The organism is Streptosporangium sp. NPDC004379 (assembly GCF_042873875.1).
Lineage (GTDB): Bacteria > Actinomycetota > Actinomycetes > Streptosporangiales > Streptosporangiaceae > Streptosporangium.
Genome location: NZ_JBIAMC010000004.1, coordinates 489,275 through 507,152, shown reverse-complemented (window position 1 = coordinate 507,152; position 17,878 = coordinate 489,275). Strand labels below are relative to the sequence as shown.

At 72.3% G+C, this 17,878-nt stretch carries 11 protein-coding genes; 4 read left to right on the top strand and 7 right to left on the bottom strand.

Features of this window, described 5'->3' with window-relative positions; translation table 11 throughout:
• Positions 1–105 precede the first annotated feature (105 nt).
• Positions 106–1,062: a hypothetical protein gene (locus ACFYSC_RS12135; protein WP_389960229.1), complete on the top strand. Its 957-nt coding sequence runs from the start codon at positions 106–108 to the stop codon at positions 1,060–1,062.
• Positions 1,063–1,089: 27 nt separating this feature from the next.
• Positions 1,090–2,313, top strand: a complete 1,224-nt coding sequence (locus ACFYSC_RS12130) for an ADP-ribosylglycohydrolase family protein (protein WP_389960227.1) — start codon at positions 1,090–1,092, stop codon at positions 2,311–2,313.
• Between the two features lie 76 nt (positions 2,314–2,389).
• On the opposite strand, the gene ACFYSC_RS12125 is transcribed toward ACFYSC_RS12130, so the two are convergent.
• A complete protein-coding gene (locus ACFYSC_RS12125; protein WP_389960225.1) occupies positions 2,390–2,779 on the bottom strand; it encodes a MerR family transcriptional regulator in 390 nt (129 codons plus the stop codon).
• Between the two features lie 247 nt (positions 2,780–3,026).
• Between ACFYSC_RS12125 and ACFYSC_RS12120 the strand changes: the two genes are divergently transcribed.
• Positions 3,027–4,100, top strand: coding sequence for an alkene reductase (locus ACFYSC_RS12120; protein ID WP_389960223.1), 1,074 nt, complete (start codon positions 3,027–3,029; stop codon positions 4,098–4,100).
• A 61-nt stretch (positions 4,101–4,161) separates the two neighbouring features.
• Here the strand turns inward: ACFYSC_RS12120 and ACFYSC_RS12115 are convergent, their stop codons facing one another.
• From ACFYSC_RS12115 to ACFYSC_RS12095, 5 genes are all read right to left on the bottom strand, one after another.
• Positions 4,162–4,626: a GNAT family N-acetyltransferase gene (locus tag ACFYSC_RS12115; RefSeq protein WP_362932249.1), complete on the bottom strand. Its 465-nt coding sequence runs from the start codon at positions 4,624–4,626 to the stop codon at positions 4,162–4,164.
• Between the two features lie 293 nt (positions 4,627–4,919).
• The gene (locus ACFYSC_RS12110; RefSeq protein ID WP_389960221.1) at positions 4,920–5,939 is read right to left on the bottom strand and encodes a DUF4331 family protein; all 1,020 of its coding nucleotides are present in this window, start codon (positions 5,937–5,939) and stop codon (positions 4,920–4,922) included.
• Positions 5,940–6,113: 174 nt separating this feature from the next.
• Positions 6,114–8,546 (bottom strand): S8 family serine peptidase, encoded by a 2,433-nt coding sequence (locus ACFYSC_RS12105; RefSeq protein WP_389960219.1) that lies wholly within the window; start codon positions 8,544–8,546, stop codon positions 6,114–6,116.
• A gap of 114 nt (positions 8,547–8,660) precedes the next feature.
• Positions 8,661–9,701, bottom strand: coding sequence for a hypothetical protein (locus tag ACFYSC_RS12100; protein ID WP_389960217.1), 1,041 nt, complete (start codon positions 9,699–9,701; stop codon positions 8,661–8,663).
• Positions 9,698–10,288 carry an RICIN domain-containing protein gene (locus ACFYSC_RS12095; protein ID WP_389960215.1) on the bottom strand — a complete coding sequence of 197 codons (591 nt, stop codon included), beginning with the start codon at positions 10,286–10,288 and terminating at the stop codon, positions 9,698–9,700. Before ACFYSC_RS12095 ends, ACFYSC_RS12100 begins: the two co-directional genes overlap by 4 nt.
• 406 nt (positions 10,289–10,694) lie before the next feature.
• Here ACFYSC_RS12095 and ACFYSC_RS12090 point away from each other — a divergent pair, with 406 nt between their 5' ends.
• A complete protein-coding gene (locus ACFYSC_RS12090; RefSeq protein ID WP_389960213.1) occupies positions 10,695–14,801 on the top strand; it encodes a hypothetical protein in 4,107 nt (1,368 codons plus the stop codon).
• Here the strand turns inward: ACFYSC_RS12090 and ACFYSC_RS12085 are convergent.
• A complete protein-coding gene (locus ACFYSC_RS12085; protein ID WP_389960211.1) occupies positions 14,723–17,761 on the bottom strand; it encodes a BTAD domain-containing putative transcriptional regulator in 3,039 nt (1,012 codons plus the stop codon). The two genes, ACFYSC_RS12090 and ACFYSC_RS12085, sit on opposite strands and share 79 nt — an antisense overlap.
• Positions 17,762–17,878 lie beyond the last annotated feature (117 nt).

Below are 17,878 nucleotides of genomic sequence, written 5' to 3'. Positions count from 1 at the left end.
CTTGAGCCGGAAGCGCGTCCGGCGGAAGACCCGCCACCCGGTCACCGGGCCGTGCCCGCCGTACGGCGGCCCGGGCGGCGGACTCTCCTGCTGGCGGCGGGGTCCGTGCTGGCGGCCACCGCCATCGTGACGTTCGGCCGCCCCGCCGCGGACACCACCGTTCCAGCCACGGTGAGCACCTCCGCGAGCGCCTCGATGACCGGTGTCCCGGGCTTCTCGAGGGAGGCGCTCCGGCCGGACGGCGGGAGTCGTCTGTACCGGCTCGGTGACCGCGGGATCGTGGAGGAGTGGAGCGGTTCCGGCACCCGCTGGACGAGGATCGGCGGGCCGGCCCGGCGTCTCTACGCGGGAGACGCCGGGCTCTTCGCGGTGTTCCCCGGTACCGGCGTTCTCCGGAGATACGAGGGCCGGCCGGGGCGCTGGTCCTCCGTCGGCGGACCCGGCGCCGAATTCGCCGTCAACGACCACCTCTACCGCCTCACCGAAGACCGCCGCAGCGTCTGGCAATGGAACGGCACCCAAAGCCAATGGACCGAAATCGGCGGACCCGCCCAGCACATCTACGCGGGAGACGCCGGACTCTTCGCCACCAACCCCGACCCCGGCGCCCTCTACAAATACGAAGGCCGACCCGGACACTGGTCCCCCATCAGCGGACCCGGCGCCGAATTCGCCGTCAACGACCACCTCTACCGCCTCACCGAAGACCGCCGCAGCGTCTGGCAATGGAACGGCACCCAAAGCCAATGGACCGAAATCGGCGGACCCGCCCAGCACATCTACGCGGGAGACGCCGGACTCTTCGCCACCAACCCCGACCCCGGCGCCCTCTACAAATACGAAGGCCGACCCGGACACTGGTCCCCCATCAGCGGACCCGGCGCCGAATTCGCCGTCAACGACCACCTCTACCGCCTCACCGAAGACCGCCGCAGCGTCTGGCAATGGAACGGCACCCAAGACCGATGGACCGAAATCGGCGGGCCGGCGACCGGCATCGAGGCCGGCGGACGCCCGCCCACCGGCTTCCTCCGCGGTTCCCCGGAGAAGGAGAACCGGTAGCCTCACCGGAACCGAAGGAGAGTGGTCATGCCTCGTTCCCCCGAAGGCCCGCCGGAGTACCGCGACCGGGTGCGCGGCTGCCTGCTGGGCGGCGCGCTCGGCGACGCGCTGGGCGCCGTCATCGAGTTCGACCCGATCGACGCGATCCGCCACCGGTACGGCCCCGCGGGTGTGACCGGGTTCGTCCCCGACGGGTCCGGCAGGACCGGTCTGATCACCGACGACACGCAGATGACGCTGTTCACCGTGGAGGGGCTGCTCCGCGGGGGCGACGTCACCGCCGTCCACCACGCCTACCTGCGCTGGCTGGACACCCAGCGGCACCCCGCCCCTCCCCCGGCGGACGGCGCCGCGTTCCGCACCGGCGCGCTGCGCGAGCAGACGTGGCTCTACTCCCGGCGCGCCCCCGGCAACGCCTGCCTGTCCGGCCTGAGCCGGGACCGGGCCGCGTCGCTCCCCGGCGATCAGGGAACGGCCGGCCCCGGGTTCGGGCCCTCCGGCGGGCCCGGAGCGGTGGCCCCCGGCTCCGCGTCCGGACCGGACGGCCCCGCCTCCGGGACCTCCGCCGGCTCCCGGCCGGACGGCCGCGGCCTCACGTTCCCTGGCGGCCCCGGACCGGTCAACCCCGACTCCAAGGGCTGCGGGACGGTCATGCGCTCGGCCCCCTTCGGCCTGAACGCGCCGAGTCCCCGGCACGCCTTCGACCTGGCCGCCGCGTGTGCCCGGCTCACCCACGGCCACCCCACCGGATACCTCGCCGCCGGGGCCTTCGCCGCCGCCGTTCACCTGGTGGTGGCCGGGGAACCGCTCGTGCCCGCCGTACGGCTGGCGATGGACCTGCTGGCGACCTACCCCGCCCACAAGGAGACCACCAGGGCGCTGCGCGCCGCCGTGTCCCTGGCGGCCGAGGGCGGCCCGGGCCCGGAGAGGGTCGAGTCGCTCGGCGGGGCGTGGGTCGCCGAGGAGGCGCTGGCCATCGCGGTCTACTGCGCGCTGTCCCACCCGGACCCCGGCGACCTGGGGCGGGCGCTGCTGCTCGCGGTCAACCACTCCGGCGACAGCGACTCGACCGGCGCCGTCTGCGGCAACCTCCTGGGCGCCCTGCACGGCGAGTCCGCGCTCCCCGCCGGCTGGCTCGCCGATCTGGAGGGCCGCGACGCCGTCGCGGCCCTCGCCGACGACTTCGCCACCCGGTTCGGCGACGGCCACGGGGCCGCCGGGGAACCGGACGCCGGCCGCGGTCACCGTTAGGCGTCCTCCGGAGGATCGATCGCCCGGCCCACCGGCGCCGGGCGCGGGCGAGGGCACCGCCTCACCGTACGGCCCGTCACGGCACGCGGAGGCGTACCCCGGCATCCGTCAGCCGTTCGCGGTGCGCGCGGTTGTCCTCGGCGAGCCGGTCGAGGGCGTCGCGGGCCTGGAGAAGCTCCCCGATGTGCCGGTCGATGCGGTCCCGCTCCCGCATCAATCGGTCGAACGCCTCGTCGGAGTTGTACTCGCTGGGAGCGTCGAGGCACGGCAGCATCGTGGCGATCGTACGGCTGGACAGCCCGGCGGCGTACAGGCGCTGGATGAACGCCACCCGGTCGACATCGTCGTCGGTGTAGTGGCGCTGGCCGCTGGCACTGCGCGTACTGGTGAGCAGTCCCTGCTCCTCGTAGTAGCGCAGCGAGCGGACGCTGACCCCGGCCCGCGCCGCCAGTTCCCCGATCCGCATCGCTCCTCCTCCTCGCGCTCCTCGCGGGCCTCCACCCGCGGGGGACCGCGGTCTCCGGAGGCCGCCGCCCTCGGAAGGCTCCAGCCCGGAGGCCACTTTCGCCGAAGGCCCGGCCCGCCGGGGACCGCGGTCTCCGGGAGTCTCCTCCGAACGCTTGCCTCTGACGTCAATGTCAGGTCTTAGCGTAGTCGCAGCGTCCAGCCGGCGGACGTGTCCATCCGAGGGAACCTCCGAAAGGCACGCGACAATGACGACCCTGTTCGACCGCTACCGGCTCGGCGCGCTGACCCTGCCCAACCGCGTGGTGATGGCCCCGATGACCCGGGCCCGCGCGGGCGCGGGCGGCCTGGCGACGCCGTCGATGGCGGCCTACTACGCCCAGCGCGCCACCGCCGGGCTCATCGTGACCGAGGGCGTCCAGCCGAGCCTCGTCGGGCAGTCCAGTCCGGGCACCCCCGGCCTGCACACCGACGAGCAGACCGCCTCCTGGCTGCCGGTCACCGACGCGGTCCACGCCAACGGCGGGCGTGTCTTCGCCCAGCTCATGCACGGGGGGCGGGTCTCCCATCCCGACACCATCGGGACCCTGCCGGTCGGCCCGTCGGCCGTCCCCGCCACCGGGCAGGTGTTCACCCCGTCGGGCCTCAAGCCGGCGCCCGTGCCGCGGGCGCTGAACACCGCCGAGGTGCCCGAACACGCGCGGTCCTACGCCGAAGCCGCCCGCCGCGCCGTCGACGCTGGCTTCGACGGCGTGGAACTGCACGGCGCGAACGGCTACCTCATCGCCCAGTTCCTCTCCAGCAGCGCCAACCTGCGCACCGACGCCTACGGCGGGTCGATCGCCGGCCGGATCCGGTTCGCCGTGGAGGCGGTGTCCGCGACCGTCGAGGCGGTGGGAGGCCACCGTACGGGCATCCGGCTCTCGCCCGGCGCGGGACTCTGGGGAGCGGAGGACGCCGACGTGCCCGCCCTGTACGGCGCGCTGCTCGCCGAACTGGCCCCCCTGGACCTGGCGTACGTCCATCTGGAGGCCAGCACCGACGAGGACGTGCTCGTCGGGCTGCGCAAGGAGTGGCCCGGCACGCTCATCGTCAACCCGGTCTTCCCGCTGGGCCCCCGGCAGACGGATCGTGCCGCCGCCGACCACTGGCTGGGGCTCGGCGCCGACCTGATCAGCTTCGGCCGCGCCTACATCGCCAACCCCGACCTCGTGGAACGACTGCGCCAGGGGCTCCCGATCGCGCCGCACGACATGTCCACCTGGTACCAGGGCGGCGACGCCGGCTATCTCACCTACACCGCCTACCGGCACACGGCCTGAGCCCGTACGGGCCTCCGCAGTGACCGGCGCACGGCCCGCCCCGGACGCACCGGGGGCGGGGTCAGAGGGACCGGGTCATGAACACGCTGTTGGGATCGGGGCGGTAGCCGGCGAACGGCTCGCAGTAGGTGAACCCGTGCTTCTCGTACAGCCTCCTGGCGGGCAGGAAGAACCCGGCCGACCCGGTCTCCAGGCTCAGCCGGGTGAAGCCCATGGCCCCGGCCTCGGCGATGATGTGCTCCAGCAGCCGGGACGCGATGCCGCTCCGGGCGCGTTCCGGCGCGGTGCGCATCGACTTCAGCTCGGCGTGGCCCGCGTCCAGCCTCTTGATCGCCCCGCAGCCCACCGGGTCCTCACCGTCCAGGACCGACCAGAACGTGACCCCTGGCGCGCGGAGCCCGTCGAGGTCGAGGGCGTGCTTGCTCTCCGGCGGGGTGATGGACCGCATCTGCCGGACGTGCTCCCGGAGGAACTCGATGATCCGCGGACCGGACAGGTCGTCCACCAGGATCCTCAACTCGCTCAACTCACTCAACTCACGTGCTCCGCGTCGTGGAGGGCCGCGTCGCCGGACCCCGGACCCGTCGATGTGCCGGGAGAGGCATCCCGCACCCGGCCGTGAGGGGCGTCCCGGTACGGCCGGGCCGTACCGGGCGCGCCCCCGCCCGGATCGATCCGAGCCTGCTCCAGGTTTGTTCCGGACCCGTTCCGGGCCTGTTCCAGACCTGTTACGGGCCCGTTCCGGCGCCGTCCGGCCAGGTCGTCGGCGGTGAGCCGGTTCGGCCGGCGGAGCCTGCGGGTGTGTCCCTCCGGGGTCCGTCAGGAGGCGGCCGCCGGATGCGGGTCGCCGAGGTACGGGAATCGGTCCAGGGTGTCGGTGTGCGGCCTCAGCCCGGTGGGCGGGGCCTCGTTCTTGGTGAGGAACGCGACGCGGATGTCGATGACGTCTTCGGTGAAGGTCCGGCCGTTGGGGTAGGCGGCCGGCTTGGACGGGTCGAAGCTCAGCACGTCCGGCAGGAGGCCGTGCTCGTCGATCGCGGCGATGGCCTCCTCGCGCGAGTAGCCACCGGTGTGGCCCAGCAGGTGAACGAACTGATCCGTCCATCTGTCGCGGTCGTCGACCGGCTCGCCGGCGTTGTAGTCCTCTTTGGTGTCGTCGGTGTTGAAGAAGCTGCTCATGGACGGGTGTCCGGCCCGGTCGGCGTGGACGAGTCGGCCGTCGCGCATGACGCTGCACCGGCCCCAGATGTGCAGTTCGGGGTCGGGTGCCAGCTCCGCGGTCGGCAGTTCGATGGCCATGGAGAAGACGTTGGCCGTGAGGTTGGAGTCGACGCCGGTCCAGGGGGACCGCCCGCCCAGGTGCGGGGCGGTGAAGTTCCGATTGCCGCCGGTGTCGAACAGGTTCTTGATGCCGTCGAAGTCGAAGAAGAAGGCGTCGCTGCGGCTGCCGGCGGCCACCTGGTAGTCGCCGCTGCCGACCACGTTGGCCCGCGGACCGAAGGAGACGGCGGCATCCGACACGATCTCGGTGCCGACCGCCCCGGGCTCGCGGGCCTGCGCACCAGTGGCCATGAACACGCTGTAGGTCTGGGAGCCGTCGGAGGCCGGTGGGCTGAAGACCCAGCTGAAGGCGACGTCGGTCAGGTAGTCGCCGTCGTTGTCGATGTTCAGGCGGTAGATCGCGTCGGGGTGCAGCGCGTCGGCGTTGGGATTGGCGTTGAGGATGAGAACGGTCCTGCTCGGATCCCCGGGCGCCGTGAAGGCGTACAGGTCGCACAGATCGAGGCGCTGGTCTCCGAGTGGCGGCCCGAGGCTGAGGCCGGTGAAGTGGTTGGACATGTCAGGCCCTTTCCTCGCTCGTTCACCGGACAACCGCCGGAATGCTCCAAGAGCCGTCCTGGGGCGTGGTCACGTCCTGCCGATCTGCACTTGATCCTGTTTCCGCAGGTTAAGCCCTATCTGCCGAAACGAACGAGAGGCATCGGCGGACGGCGGGTCGCCCGGTTCGTCCATTCACCCGATGAAGGAGGCGTAGGCGTCCACGGAGACGGTCACCGGCGAGGCGCCCTGGTTCTTCAGCACGATCGTCCCGTCCGGGCGGAGCGCCGCGGTCGCGAAACCGGCCGTGTCCTTGCCCGCCGTGTAGGCCACCGTCCGTACGGTGACCCCGCCGCCGGCCGGGACGATCTCGACGGTGCCGCCCGCGACGCCGCGGGCGGTGACGGCGAGGCCGAGTGCCCGGACACGGGAGGCGGGGACGCCCTCCACGTCACCGGGCCGCAGGACGTGCGTGCCGCCGGCCGCGATCGTCACCCCGGTGGCCAGCGGGAGCGGGTCGGTCGCCCTGGTCACCGAGCCGCGCCGGGCGGTGGTGTAGTAGCCGCTCACTTCGATCGACACCTCCGCCGCACCGGCGCCCAGGTTGTGCACGTTGACCTTGCCATCGGTGCCGGGCTTGACGATGGTGAAGAACTGGGTGGGCGTGTTGGCCGGGTAGTCGACGTTGGCGTCGGGTGGGAAGGGGTCGCCGGCCGCGTAGACGCGCATCGTGCCGGTGGAGGGGCTCTTGACCAGCACCGTCAGTGCGAGGCTCTGCAGTTCCTCCGGCGGGATCTCGGGGATGGCGGACGTCGGAAGCCGCAGTTCGCCCATGGCCGGGACCGGGACCCTGTCGGCGATCCGTACCGGGGTGATCGGCAGATAGGTGCCCGCGACGGTGGCCGCGGCGTGGTCGAGGGTGTAGCCGTGGACGTCGAGGTAGACGCGGACGGGCTGGCCGCTGTGGTTCTCCACCTTGATCGCGCCGTCGGCCCCGACCTTGGCCAGGATCATCGTGGAGGCGTAACGGGTGGCGTCGTAGAAGACCGTTCCTCCGTTCGGCCCGACAGTGTCCGAGGGGTGGACCGCCAGCGAGCCGGTGTTGAACAGGTCGCCCTTGGCGGCCACGTTGAGGGCGACGGCGGCGACGCCCCGCCCGGGCAGCCCGGCGGCGCCGGCGACCTTGACGGTCAGGGTGGAACTGCCGCCGATCGTGACGTTGTCCAGGAGGCGGGCCCGGGTCTGGAAGAGCTGGTCGGGTCCCGGTCTCGGCGCGGCGCCCAGGGCCGCGTCGTCCAGTTGCAGGCGCGGGATCGTGACGCCCTCGTGGATGATGTCCTTGCCGGTGGCCTTGATCTTCGCTTCCAGCTCGGCCGGGGTGGCGCCGGGGAACGCCTGGCGCAGCACCGCCAGCGCGCCGGCGACGTGCGGGGCGGCCATGGAGGTGCCGCTCTTGGACGCCCACTGCCCGTTGGGCACCGAGGAGACGATGTCGGAGCCCGGCGCGAACACGTCGAGCAGCGGCCCCGCGTTGCTGAAGCCGGACACCTCGTCCTGGTCGGTGGTGCTGCCCACGGCGATGGCGGAGGAGACGCAGGCGGGAGCGCTGACCGCGTCGGGGTAACCCTGGTTGCCCGCGGCCACGACGGTGGCCACGCCCGCGGCCAGCAGCCTGTCGACGGCCACCTTGCGCGGGTCGTTGTCGCAGGCCGCGGTGTAGCGGCCGGAGCCCAGGCTGAGGTTGACCGCGGCCACGGGAAGGCCCCCTTCCGCCAGCTCCAGCACCTTCTCCATCCCGGCGATCTGGGCGCTGACGAAGCTCAGCAGGCAGGGCGTCCCCGCGGCCCCGCAGTAGGCGACGGAGTCGAACCTGCTGTAGACCTGGACGGCGGCCAGGGCGGCACCGGGAGCGACGCCGCTGCCGTCGGCGTCGCTCAGGCCCTCGCCGTCGCCCGCCACGATCCCCGCCACGTGGGTGCCGTGGGCGCAGTCCAGGTTCGCGCACGGACCGCTCTCCGAGTCGGCGGCCCCCGGCCCCTCCTGCCGCTCCGCGCCGTCGGGGCACAGGCTGGTGGCCGCGTAGCCGGGATCGCTGGGAGAGAAGCATGCCTCGGCGACGACCCGGCCCCCGAGGAAGGGATGGTGGACCGCGACCCCGGAGTCCAGGACGGCGACCACGCTCCCTTCGCCGGTCAGCCCGGCCTCCCGGGTGCGGTCGCCACCGATCAGCGGCACACTCCGGGCGAGCGCCGGGGCGACGGGGACGTCCTCGGACACGCTGAGCACGCCGGGCTGCCGCGCCAGCCGTTCCACGGCCGCCTCGTCGGCCCGCAGCGTGACCACCGGTAACCGGGACAGCTTCTGGACGACCTGCGCGGCGTCGACGGCGGAGGCCGCGCTCGCCAGGGCAGTGCGGTCGCGCGTCACCACGTTCACCCTCACCAGGCCGTCACCGCCGGCGGCGAGCCTGTGTGCCAGCCCGGCGTCCACCTTCTGTGACGGCTCCGGGTCCGCCCAGACGGCGTCCGCCGTGCTCGCCCAGGCGGCGTCCGCCGTACCAGCCGCCGTCAGCGGCGCCGTCACCAGCGCGGCCACGGCGACGAGGCGGCGCACCAGACGGTGCTTCATGAATACCTCCGCATCGGCTTCGACTCCTTGCCACTTCGGCCGTGGACGTGCGCTGTCCGGCCCCCGCGCCGGGGACGCGGGGGCCGGACAGGGCCGTGACCACGGTTCACCGCGTCACCGTGTCGCCAGTACCGCCTCGGCGCGCCGCACCCAGCCGTCGAAGACCTGCCTCGATTCGGTCAGCGCCGGCCTCCGGTCGGCCACCATGATCTCTTCGTAGGCCCGTTTGGCCGCCCGGTAGGTCGCGAGCAGGCCGGTGCTCTGGGCGCAGGCGGCGTCGGCGGCGGCCACCTGCTTCTCCGCCGCCGTGGCGGGCTCGTCGGCCGCCCGTTCGGCCCACCGCATGTCGTTGCGCGCGCTCATCGGGCTGTCGTAGCCGTAGCCCTTGCCGCTCATGCACGTCGTCCATCCGGCCAGGGCCTGCTTGACGGCGCTGTGCTCAAGGGCCAGGAAGCTCGCGTCGTCGGCCAGCAACCGCGGGTCGGCGACCAGCGCCGGGTCCCCGTCGAGCACCTCGGCCGCGCCACTCGCCTCGCAGCCGCCCTCGGGGATGTCCGCGCCCGAGGCGGTCCTGTCCAGGGTGCCGTCGTATGCCTCCATCTCCTCCGGCGTGGCGGCGCGCTGGTCCTCGGGCTGCTCCGCCTGCGCGGCCACCGCGGGGTCGGGTCCGGTGCGCGGGTACCCGGTCCGGGTCGTCGCGGTCGCGTCGAGGGGCTCGATCAGGTCCGCCTCGATGTAGTCCTCGGGGTTCCAGTTCCGCACGACCCCGTCCGTCCAGGCGGAGAACCCGAGCGAGCGCATGCACCGCGCCGCCGCGGCGTCCTTCGCCAGGTCGATGGTGTGGATGTCGTCCATGGACGTCATGAACGGGTCGAGTGGCATGGGGAGGCCCGGATCCGAGGGGGCGGCGGTGAGAGCGGGCTCCGGGATCGGGGACGGCTCCGGTCCGAGCGACTCCGTGGGCATGGGGGTCGGCAGGACGTCGCCCGTGGTGGGAAGGGGGTCGGGATCGAGGGTCAGACCGGGGGCGGGAGCCGGGGAGGCGGCGGCCATGGCGCTCTGCGCGGCCGGCGTGACGTTGACGGCGGCGGCGACGCCCGCGGTGACGGCGAGAACGGCCCCGGCGGCCAGCAGGGCGGGAGTGTGCTTTCTCATTTTCCGTTCTTCCTCCAGTAGCACTCACCCTTGCTTATCCATTTGCCCTCGGTGCAGTAGCTCCGGGTGTAGAGGATGATGTTGGAGTATTTGAAGGGATTGAGAACGCCCAGGGTGTCGTGCCACCTGTCGTTCAGGCAGCCCTGCCAGTTGTACCAGATGAAGAAGCGGCGATTGTATCCGTTGCTCCAGACGCTGCGCCTCTTCCAGTGCTGCTGGTTTCCTCCCCACCAGCTCCACTGCGTCACGTCGCATGCGGCGCCGTGGTAGTCGGGCGAGAAACGCCGGTTCCAGCGGTCCATCGACTTTCCGCTGTTCACGTTGCGCACCCGGTAGTAACCGGCGCTGCTCTTGGTCTCCTTCCACAGCTGGCTCTTGGAACCGGTGGACGGCCAGGAGACCACGATGCCGCCGTTGGCCTTCGACTTCTTGTAGACGTCCAGGTATTGGCGGGTGAACTGGTTCTGCCACCGGTACGTGCCGTCCGCGTGCGCGACGCCTGGGAAGAGCCCTGCGGCCAGGGCCGCGGCGACGAGCACCGTCGCGCCCCGCGTGGCCGTGCGGACGGCAGGACGAGAGTGTCCCATCCTGTGCGTCCTCCTTTCTGAGTGGGCGGTGCAAAGGATTCGGCCGGCGATTTCTTTTCGGGCCGGCGTGGACGTGATCCACCCTTCGCCTGGTCGGCCTCGGGAGTCGGGCGGAGCGTAAACGAGCGCGAACGGGCGCCACAATGCCGAATCCGTAGCGCGCCGGTGACAGCCGGTCTTCGTCCGGCCCGTCATCGCAGGCGGCCGCCTTTCCGGGGCCACCGGAAATTCATCCGGAAACGCGCGCATGCGCGGCGCAAGCGCGGCGCAAGCCACACGCAAGGAGGGGGCCTACTCTTCACTCTGGCGCATTCCACGAAAAACCGTTCAAATGCATTGCCGGAGGAGTGGGTTGTTGATTTCATGGCGTCGCGCGAGTGCTTTCGCGCTGGCCGCGGGATTGGTCATGTCGTTGTCCGCGATCCCTCCGGCGAAGGCCGCTCCTCAGCCCGCGCCGCCGGCCGCCCAGCAGGACCTGGCCGCGCCCGCGCGTCCCGCGGACCGACCGGCCGCGCTGGCGGAGGACCGGCGGGACGCGCTGCTGGGCGGCGGCTGGCGGCGGTCGGCGGACCTGGCCTGGACGACCTCCGGCGACGGTGACGGCCTCCACGTCCTGGTCGCCGGGGAGAGGGACGGCTACGCCTGGCGAACCGTGGCCACGCTGTCGGAGCCGGGCTTCGAGGCCGACCAGTGGATCGGCAACGCCTGCCTGACCGGCTCGGGGCGCAGGATCGTCGTGGTCTACGCGCCCAGGACGTTCACCAACAAGGAGAACCTGTCGGCGCGCGGGGGCTTCACCGCCGTGGTCGACCTGGAGACCGGGGCGGTCCGCAAGCTGGCCGCGCGGACCTCGCTGGCCTACTTCAATCCCGGCTGCGGAGCCGGGGAGAGCGCCGTACTCGCCCAGGAGGGCGTGGAGGACCAGGCGGCCACCCGCGGCAGGACCCGGCTGCTGCGGGTCGACGCCGCCGCCGGCCGTGTCGGCGCGGCGATCGAACTGAAGGGTCAGGTGACCTCACCCGTCCCGGTCGAGGGCGGGGTGGTGGCGGCCGACGGCAGGCGATTGGTCCTGGTACGCGACGGCGGCGAGCGGGTGCCGCTGCTGCGGACGCGCGACGTGCCCATGCGGCTCCGGGCCGACGCCGACGGCGGCGTGGTGTTCATGGACCACACCGCGGACGAGGCCGTCGTCCGCCACGCCGCGATCCCGAGCCGGCCGCGCCCGCTCAGGGCGTCGGAGGTGAAGGACCTGGGCAGGGGCCGGCTGGGCTCCGTCGGCATCGCCTCCGGCGCCGGCGGCCGGGTGTTCGTGACCGGAGAGCTCACCGGCGCCGCTCCCCTTCCCCCCACGGTGACCAGGCTCGCCGTACCCGCGAACGCGCAGCCCAGCACGTACGGCAGGGCCGCGCTGACCGCCGTGGACTGGGCGGGCGCCGCCGATCCCCGCGCCCCCGTGGCCGCGCCGGCGGCGGCCCGCCCGGTGAACGTCTCGATGCGGCTCACCGCCACCGGCCGGAACCTGGACCTCACCGCCGCCACCGACCGCGCGATGAGCGCCGAGGCCGGCTCGGGCCGCGCGCTCAGTCCCGCCCTCGCGCCGGACACCGGCACATCGCTCACGGCGGCTTCCACCGGGTCTCCCCACGATCCGGTGGAGGCCGAGCGGAGCTGCTCGGTGCCCCGCAACGACCCGGCCAGCCAGGCGTTGCAGCCCAAGCCGCGCCAGGTCGAATGGGCCGTCGACCAGGCCGTGCGCGGCGCGCTGCTGGACGACCACGGCATGGGCTCGCCGCAGACGCTGTTCCCCAGGCACGGGCTGGTCACCGGCGGTTTCATCCCGGCCCAGGTGATGCTGGGCGTGACCGCGCAGGAGTCCAACATGTGGCAGGCCAGCCGCCTGGTGGTGCCCGGGGAGAGCGGCAACCCGCTCATCGGCAACTTCTACGGACTGCAGATCTACAACGCCACCCCCTCCGACGACTGGGACGTGTGGTGGAGCGAGGCGGACTGCGGTTACGGCGTCACGCAGGTGACCGACGGGATGCGCCTGGCCGGCCGGGAGAAGGAGCACGAGACGGCGCTGCCGTACCGCGTGCAGCGGGCGGTCGCGCTGGACTTCAACGTCAACATCGCCGCCGGCGTTCGCATCCTGGAGGACAAGTGGAACGCCACCATGAACAACGGCATGAAGATCAACAACGGTGACCCGGCGAAGCTGGAGAACTGGTTCTTCGCCCTGTGGGCCTACAACAGCGGTTTCTACCCCGACACGGGCGGCGGCTTCTGGGGCGTCGGCTGGGCCAACAACCCGATCAACCCCCGCTACCCCGCCGACCGCGCGCCCTTCCTCGAGTCCGGTTACTCCGACGCCAAGGTGCCGCAGCAGTGGCCCTACCCCGAGAAGGTGCTGGGCTGGGCCGGCCACCCCCTCGAAGCGCTGGAGTCACCCGGCACGTACGTGGTGGGTTTCCGGCCCGCCTGGTGGAACGGCACCGACACCGGCTCCATCGTGAACCGGCGCAACGTCAAGCCGCCGCTCACACTGTTCTGCAACGACTCCAACGAGTGCCACCCGGGCGAGAGGTTCCCCAACGACCTCGGCGAGCCCGCCGGGCCGTGCGGCCGGGGCGACCTGCGCTGCTGGTTCCACCAGCCCGCGACCTGGAAGAGCGACTGCGGCTACAGCTGCGGCAACGAGGTTCTGCGCTTCGACCCCGGCTACCCCTACCAGGGCAACGGCACCGCCTACCCGCCCACGTGCGGCACGGGCGGACTGCCGCCCGGCTCCCTGGTGATCGACGACCTGCCCGGCGGCACACCGACGCCCCGCTGCGGCACCACCGGAGGAAGCCAGGGCACGTTCGGCCTCACCTTCGCCCAGGACGGCCAGGGCATGTACCCGTCGAAGATCGACCTGCACCAGATCGACGGCGGTTACGCGGGCCACTACTACTTCGGCCACACCCGGGACCCGGGACGCCCGTCGATGGCGGTCGAGGGCACCTGGACGCTCGGCAGGTCGATCAGCCAGCCCGCGCAGATCCTCGTCCACCTGCCGGACCACTACGGCTACACCCACGAGGCCACGTACGAGATCGAGACCGCGCACGGCGTGCGGAAACGCACCGTCTCCCAGCGCGTGGGCGGCAACCAGTGGAAATCGCTCGGCGCGTTCATGTTCGACGGCGTGCCCAGGATCAGGCTGAGCACGAAGGTCGGCGACGCGAGCGGGGACGAGACCGTCGTCTTCGACGCCGTCGCCGTCCGGCCCGTCCAGGGCACCTACGCCGAGCACACCGTCGAGGCCGTCGCGTTGTTCGACGAGGACCAGGACATCGACAGCGACACCCTCAGCACCTGGATGATGAACACGCCGCTCAAGAACCGCGACGCGCTCCACGACTGGGGGCTGAAGATCTCGGGCGACGTGGCGGCGCTGCCCACCTGCACCTCGAAACCCGATCGCGGCTGCGCCATGCCGAAGATCAAGGCGGCCATGCAGGAGTGGAACCAGCAGGTCAGAGAGGCGGGTACGTCCCCGGACCAGCATCCGCCGGGCAAGGGCATCACGAACTGGATCCACTTCTCCAACCCCTACGACGACCGGCCCACCGGCTCGTCCAAGCCGTCCTGGTTCGACACGGAGGACGACAGCTACAAGACCAGGGCGAAGGCCACCGTCTCCTTCGTCAGGACCGGCGACGGCCTGATCGTGGACGGCAGCCAGTACGCCGACTACGACGACCGCACCGGTAACACGGTCCTGCCGCGGTTCGTGATGAACACCATCCGGGCGTTGGAGGACGACTACGGGATCAGCCCTCCCGACCTGACCTACAGCACCGCGGACCTCAACGAGCACGACGGAAGGATCAGGACCGCCCGCCCCAACACCACCGGCGTCCTGCCGGGACGGGCCCTGCTGCCCGTACGCAAGGCGGCCGCGCTCGTGGACGGCGGCGCCTGCGTGGCGGCCGAGTCGGTCTCGGGCGGCATGATCGGCTACCGCCCGATGCTGGGCGCGTCGAACCCCTCCCTCGAAGCCGCCACCTGGCAGGTCAGGGTGTCCACCGACACCCGTCTCCCGGGTGAGGTCGCCCAGGTGGTCATCGAGATCAACAACGCCTTCTTCGCCGACGGCGGGGTCACCAAGCTGGACGGGTCGATCTTCAACAACGCGCCGCCGATCTGGCAGCAGCTCGACTTCAAGGTCTGCGCGGACGGCAGCGTGCGGCGGAACGGCGCCGCTCCGGTGCTGCGCTCCAGCTTCATGCCCGACCAGTACCTCTACCACAACGGCCAGGCCATCGACCTGGACGGAAACCGGTCGGGGAGCCGCTCGCCGGTCATGCGGGGGGACTTCAGGATGTTCAGCCGGCTGCCGCGCACCGGCGGCCTGCTGGACAGCCCGTACGGCGACTGCACCGGCTCCGGTCAGGTCGGCAACCCCTGGGGCCTGTCGGCGCCCGCCGGCGCGGGAGCCAACCCGGGCAGCGCCCACCTGTGCGAGTGACCGTCCGAATCGCCGGCGTGGCGCGCCGGGAGGTCCGCCTCCGGCGCGCCGTCGCCGACGACCCGGCGCCGGTCGACCGCCCAGCGCGCCACCTCGGCGGCGTGGCCGTGGTCGCCGTGCGCGGACAGCTGCGCGGCGATCTCCGCGAGGGTGCGGGCGGCCCGGCCGCTGTGGGGTATCTCCCGCGCCCTGGCGGCGGCCCGGCGCAGCGCGTGACGCGCCTTGTCCCGCTCGCCCACCATCAGGTGGCCGCGGGCCAGCCCCTGCAGCGCCGACACCTCGGCGCGTACGTCCCCGGTGGGCGCCAGCAGGCCGGCCGAGGCGGAGAGCGACCAGGTGGCCGCCGCGTGGTCGCACGCGTGCAGCTGCGCCATGCCCAGCCAGTAGTGCACGTAGCCCTCGACCGGCCCGCTGCCGACCCGGCCGGCGATTTCCAGGGCCCACCGCAGGACCTTGGCCGCCTGGGCCGTCGCGCCCAGCATGAGCTGGGTCTGCCCGGTCTGCAGCAGCACGTGCGCCTCCGCCAGATGGTCACCGGTGCCGCTGATCAGGTCACAGGCGGCACGGAAGTGCCGCAGCGTCGTGGGAAGGTCTCCGCGCCCGCGTTCCGCGATGCCCATGCCGATGCGGCACAACGCCTGCGCCCGCCCGTCTCCCAGCTCGGTCAGCTCCGCCATGGCCTCCGACAGACAGGAGAGCGCGTCCTCATAACGCCGCTGGTAGATGCGCAGCGCACCCAGGTGGCTGAGCACGATGGCCGCGCCGCGGCGGTTCCCCCCGTCCGTCGTGGCGGTCAGGGCGGCCTCGTGGGTGAGCTGCCAGTCGTCCAGGTGGCCGTAGGTGCCGAACAGCGTCGTCCCGGTGACGGCCAGATCCCAGCACGCCTCGTGGAAACCCTCGTCCGCCGCCTGCGTGATGACGGCGACGAGGTTGCCGCGCTCGGCTCCCCACCAGGCCCAGGGGTCGGCCAGCAGCCGATCGCGGTAGGCGGGCTCCAACGGCCAGCGGGGGAACTCGCCGTGGTTGAGCAGGAAGTTCGCCCCGTAGGCGGCCTCGTGGGCCTGGTCGGCCAGTGCCAGCCACGCGCCCAGCACCCGCGACAGGGCCGCCGCGCGCTCCCCCGGCGCGATCTGGGAGGCGGCCAGTTCCCTGCTGTAGAGGTGGATCAGGTCGTGGAAGCGGTAGCGCAGGGCGCCCATCCTGTCGCGGCCCGCGACCTGCAGAAGCTGGTTCTCCACGAGCAGTTCGACGTGCTCCTCGGCCTCGCGCACGGGCACGTCCAGCAACGGAGCGGCCAGCCAGGCGGCGAAGTCGGACACCCGCAACAGCCCCAGCAGGCGGAACAGCCGCCGGGTGCCCGGCGGAAGCGCCTGGTAGCTCAGGTTGAAGCTGGCGCGCACGTCGGTGGAACGGTACTCCAGCTCGGCGAGCCTGTTGCGCTCGTCGGCCAGCCGGTCGGCCAGGGTGGCGGCGGTCCAGTGGGGCTTGGCCGACAACCGGGTCGCGCAGATGCGCAGCGACAGCGGGTGGTGACCGCACAGGGCGGCGAGCCGGCGTACGGCCCGCCATGTCTCAGTCGTACGTTCCAGCTCGACGGCGGAGGTCAGCAACTCGACCGACTCCTCCTCGGTGAGCAGGCCCAGCTCCACGTGGTGCGCGCCCACCAGCCCCGACAGCCTCCTGCGGCTGGTCACCAGCACCGCGCAGGCGTGGCCGCCCGGCAGCAGCGGTTCCACCTGCGGCTCGGCGGCGGCATTGTCGAGCACCACCAGCATGCGGCGTCCGGCCAGCACACTGCGGTACATCGCCGCGCGTTCCTCGGCCCCGGCCGGGATGTCCTGTCCGGAAACGCCCACCGAGCGCAGGAAACGCAACAGCACCTCCTCCGGTTCGAGGGGCTCGGCCCCGGCGGCGTGCAGGTCCACGAAGAGCTGCCCGTCGGGAAAGCCGTGGCGCAGACTGTGGGCCAGGCGCAGCGCGAAGGCCGTCTTCCCGATCCCCGCCATGCCGGAGACGACGACCATCGCGGCCCTGTCACGGCTCCCGGACAACCGCAGCGCCTCGTGCGCCGCCGCGAGCCGTTCCTGCCTGCCCACGAAGCAGACCGGGTCCGGCGGCAACTGGCCGGGCAGGACGGCGACGGGCTCACGGACGGCCTCAGGCGCGGGTCCGCGGACAGCCTCGGGTACGGGCTCTCGAACGGCCTCGGGCTCCGGGTCTCCCTCCTGCCCCGGCACGTCACCGGTGAGGATGTGAGCATGCAGTCGTCGCAGCCCGGCACCGGGCCCGACGCCGATCTCGGTGTCCAGCAGACCACTGATCTGCGCGTACGCCTTCAACGCCTCGCTACGGCGTCCGCCGCGGTAGAGGGCGAGCATGAGCTGCTCCCACAGGCGTTCACGCAGCGGTTGCTCGGCCAGCAGGGCACGGTGACCGGTGACGACCTCCTCATAGGCGCCGGCGGCGAGCCGGAGATCGGCGCGCAGCTCCCGCAGTTGCAGACGTGCCTCCTCCAGCCTGGCGACCTCCGCCGAGATGGCCGGCGTCGCCGGGACGTCGCCGAAGGCGGGGCCGCGCCACAGACCCAGCGCCCGTTCCACCCGCTCCGCGAGGTCCTCACCGGTCCCCGCGCGGACGCTGGTCACCGCGTCGTCGAAGATTCGCATATCGAACGCGGCGGGGTCGGTCAGCCTCAGCTCGTACCCGGCCGACCGGCCCACCAGCGCTCCCGGCTCGGCCAGCGAACATCTGAGCCGCGAGACGAGCGACTGCAGGGTCTGCCGGGCGGAGACCGGCGGCTCTTCGCCCCACAACTCGTCGATCAACCGGTCGGCCGACACCACCTGGTTCGACCTGCTGAGCAGGAGGGCGAGAAGCGCACGCTGCTTGGGCGCGTTGACGGGGATCACCTTCTGACCGGCGAGTACCCGTAACGAACCGAGAACCTGGAACCTCAGCATCGTCTCCCTCTCCGGTGGAACACGGCCGTATGCCCTCCCCAATTGAAGAGGCTGCGCCGATAGCGATCAAGATCGCGTCCGGCGTCCGCCGGGCGGGGGTCGGAGGACCTTCGCCCT